This window comes from Xanthovirga aplysinae (genome assembly GCF_009711365.1).
In the GTDB taxonomy this organism is placed as follows: Bacteria; Bacteroidota; Bacteroidia; order Cytophagales; family Cyclobacteriaceae; genus Xanthovirga; species Xanthovirga aplysinae.
The window spans coordinates 1-4,212 of record NZ_SMMB01000806.1 but is presented as its reverse complement, the minus strand read 5'-3'; the positions used below and the strand labels follow the sequence as shown (position 1 = coordinate 4,212).

The 4,212-nt window shown below is 37.2% G+C and carries 3 protein-coding genes; all 3 read right to left on the bottom strand.

Going from position 1 to position 4,212, the window contains the following annotated elements; all coding sequences use genetic code 11:
- A partial coding sequence (locus E1171_RS06000) for a lysophospholipid acyltransferase family protein (protein ID WP_187696291.1) occupies nucleotides 1-578 on the bottom strand: 578 nt, incomplete at its 3' end.
- Nucleotides 579-948: 370 nt separating this feature from the next.
- The gene (locus E1171_RS05995; RefSeq protein ID WP_155205066.1) at nucleotides 949-2,310 is read right to left on the bottom strand and encodes a sensor histidine kinase; all 1,362 of its coding nucleotides are present in this window, start codon (nucleotides 2,308-2,310) and stop codon (nucleotides 949-951) included.
- Nucleotides 2,300-3,679, bottom strand: coding sequence for a sigma-54-dependent transcriptional regulator (locus E1171_RS05990; protein WP_155205064.1), 1,380 nt, complete (start codon nucleotides 3,677-3,679; stop codon nucleotides 2,300-2,302). Before E1171_RS05990 ends, E1171_RS05995 begins: the two co-directional genes overlap by 11 nt.
- Nucleotides 3,680-4,212 lie beyond the last annotated feature (533 nt).

The following is a 4,212-nucleotide window of genomic DNA, read 5'->3' as shown; positions in this document are numbered from 1 at the left end:
ATCACAGAATAAGTCCTATTTTTCAATTTTGGAAGATCCTCCATGGTCATTCCTGTTGTTGTAATAGGTTGATGGTAAATCACCTTGGTTTTCCCCCTTCGCATCAAAGGAATTTTCTTATCAGGCAAAAGTATCCAATTATATGGAATTGTTACAGGAATTACAGGAATTTGTTTTTCGATGGCCACCCGAAAAGCTCCATCTTTAAACCTTCCCATTTGTGGGGGATTTGATGTTACCATTCCTCCTTCTGGAAACATCACCAAACTAAATCCTTCCTCTATGGCTTGTCGGGCTTTCAGAATCGTCTCATAACGACTTCTCATATCGTTACGGTCCACCGTAATGTGCAGTTTCCGAAACATATATCCAAAGACCGGAACCTTGGCAATGGAACTTTTTCCTACAAAGCAAAAATAAGTGGGCGTTTTGGCCATAGTTGCAATGTCTAAAAAAGAGAAATGGTTAGGACAGAAAACATATGACTCCCCTTTCTTCAAAGACTCTTCATAAACAATTTCCATTTTCTTTCCCCACAAGAAGAAAACGACGGTTGCCCAAATGGAATTTAATCGCATGGCATATTTATGCCACTTCTTTCTCTGAATAATAATGAGAAATAAGGGAAAAAGAAAAATAAAAACGAGGCAAAACACTAAAAAGCTATAGATTGAATAAAGGATTGTTCCTGCTTTTTTTACCATAAATTTGCAAAAAGATCTTCAATGAATTTTTAGCAACAAAATTATTAACTATGAATTTTTATTCAAAATGGTCAAAAGATCTTTTAAAAAAAACTTCTCAAAAGAATGCAAAAGCCATTTGAGGTAATCAAATGGCTTTTATATCCTTTTTAACCTGATTTTTCCAATTTAAAATAAACTAATAAACAAGATATATTCCTTAGGTAGATATGAAGAGGAGACATCATAACTGGTGCCTCTCTTATTAAGGGGTAAACAAAGGAAACCAAAGTGTAAAAATCGTATTTCCAGGCTCAGAAGTTACCGTTAAATTCCCATGATGCTGTTGCATGATCTGTCGTGAGAGGCTAAGGCCAATTCCTGAACCGGTTTTCTTAGTGGTATAAAAAGGCATAAAAATCTTTTCTTGAGCTTCTGGAATAATTCCAGGCCCATTATCCTGCACTTTTATCAACAAATGCTCTCCATCTTCTTGAACGGTAGAAAGTGAAATTCTTGCCCTATCCTTTCCTTTTACTGCCTCAAAAGCATTCTTTACTAGATTGATTAGAACCATTTCAATTTGTTCTTGGTCTATACTAACGCTTTTGTCCGTTTTGGCCTCACGAAAAAACTCTACTCCATGGGCTTCCATTTGTACATACATCAAAGAACCTACTCTGTCCAATAAACTTGAAAGTTTAATTTCGCTAAATTCCGGAGCTGGCAAAGTGGTATAATCTTTATAGGCATTAATGAAAGAAACTAAACCACGGCTTCTATTTTCAATGGTTTGTAAACCCTCATTCAAATCTCCCATGGTTTCCTCATCCATTAAATAACCTTCATCCTTTTGCTCCAAATCCTCTTGCAAAATATCAGACAAAGTAGCTGTAAGTGACGAAATAGGCGTAATGGAGTTCATGATCTCATGTCGAAGAACAGAAGTAAGCTTTTGCCAGGATTCTGTCTCCTTCTGTTGTAACTCGGAATAAATGTTCTGCATGGAAACCAACTTGAAAAAGCGAGATTTTAAACGGACCGTGGTGGCTTGCAAGTACAAATTAACATGATCATTAAGTCGGTAAGTGGCGGTATTTCCGGTTTGCAGATTAAAAATAATAGCATATAGGTTTGAATCTACCGATTCAATTTCATGGACGGTATGTAATTCTCTCAAATTCAAATAATTCAACACATGTCCATTTATTAACTCTATTTTTCCATCCATATCATAAGACAGCAAACCTACATTAACATGTTTTACTACGGTTTGCAGATACTGATAATGTTCTTCTGTATCTGCCCGAGCCTTACGTAAGGCCTCCATTACATCATTTAGTGCCTGATTCAACTGTTTGAAACTTGGTCCCATACTGTTGTCAGCAGTGAAACTGGCGGAAAAATCGGAATAACGAAAAGCTTCAAAAAAACTGGTCAACTTTCGATTGACCCGTTCAACAAAATAAAATAACTCCCATACTTCTGCTATGATCAATCCTGCAACAAGAAAAGTAGAGACAATTACATTTTCTCTTTGAAAAAGCACTGCAAACCCTAACACTGTTAACACGAGGACACCTACCCGAAGCGCTAAACCTCCCCTAAATCCTTTTTTAAATGCCATATTTTTCCAACCTTCTATACAATGACGAGCGCGTTAAGCCCAATTCATCTGCCGCTTGTGTAATATTCCCATTATACTTTTTTAAGGCTTTTCGGATCATTACTTTTTCCATATCCTCAATATTGAGGCTTTCCATTACCAAACTATCCTCTTCATTGGCTTGAGGACGATTATTAAAATAGAAATCATCTGCTTGTAGAGTAGTCCCCACATTCATAATCACCGCTCGCTCCACAGCATGTTGCAATTCCCTCACATTACCTGGCCAGTGGTACTTTTCCATCCGCTTTATGGCTGAAGGAGAAATTTTTCGTACCTCCTTATGATATTTTTTGGCATAAAGCTTCAGGAAATATTCGGTCAATAAAGGAATATCTTCTATTCTGTCCCTTAATGGTGGAAGCTTCAATTCAATGGTATTGATACGGTACAACAAGTCCTGACGAAAACTCTGGTCACTTACCATCTCATACACATCCATATTGGTAGCACTGATCAGCCGAATATCTATAGAACGAGTCTGGTTTGAACCAATACGAGTAATGGTACGACTTTGGAGAGCAGTTAATAATTTCGCCTGCAGAGGCAAGGAAAGGTTTCCTATTTCATCCAAAAAGAGAGTTCCTCCGGAAGCAATTTCAAAACGCCCGGCCCGGCTGGCACGAGCATCTGTAAATGCACCTTTTTCATGACCAAAAAGTTCACTTTCAAATAAGGTTTCACTAATCGCCCCCAAATCAACTGTAATACAGGCCTCCTCTTTTCGGGAAGAATTTCTATGGATTGCTCTTGCAATCAGCTCCTTTCCTGTACCATTCTCTCCTAAGATCAACACATTGGCATCCGTAGCAGCTACTCGCTCAATTGTTTCAAAAACCTGCAGCATAGCAGGACTATTTCCGATTATATCTTTAAACCGCAGAGAAAGATCCTCATCCATTTGTTGCTGCTTGGAGCGTAAATGCTCTACTTCCAACTTAGAAGACCTCAAGCGCATGGCTGCCATAATGGTAGCCAGCAACTTTTCGTTTTCCCAAGGTTTTAAGACAAAATTGGTTGCTCCCTCTTTAATAGCTCTGACGGCAGTATCTACATTTCCATAGGCCGTAATTAAAACAATTACTGCTGAAGGATCAATCTGGAGTATTCTGTCCATCCAATAAAAACCCTCCTGCCCACTGTCAACATCTTTAGTGAAGTTCATGTCCAGCAAAATCACATCATATTGTTCATTGTTCAAAAGGTCAGGAATTCGTTCCGGATCTTTTTCAACGTCAACTTGAGCAAAGTGCCGTTTTAGGTACAATTTTGCTGCTTTTAGCAAATCCACATTGTCATCTACAATGAGTATTTTTCCTTGCTTTGCCATTCAATTAATGTTTAAAAATCACTAAATTTGTATATTATTAAGGCGGTTTAAACATTATAAACCCTCTCCATTGACCTACAAGATTCTATTTCTAAAATTCCCCTGTGATAAAATTACTTACATTCTTAAATTGAGGAAGCTCCTCTAAACAAAAAATCAGCTTCTATAATAACAGTAAAGGTATTACTCTAATTGTCGGTCAATAAAGTACAGCCCAATTTTATGCCAATTCCTTCTAATACTTTTTTAAAACGCTGATAAAAGCGTTCTCTGATAAGCAAAGGGCAAAATACACATAAAAAAGAAAATGAAACCCTAATAAAGGCCTTAATATAGTTAATTATTAATTGATTCTCTTCCGTCCGCTGACGGACGTTTTTGTGCGCTTTCGGTCGAGCACCTAATCTCTATAACCCATTCTTAGCTATTTAAAGCCCATTTTAGACTGGCACACTTATTGGCTTTATGGGTATACATATTTCAATTATTTTTCAAAAAACAATTCTTTTTCCAATATGGACCGAGTTATAAAA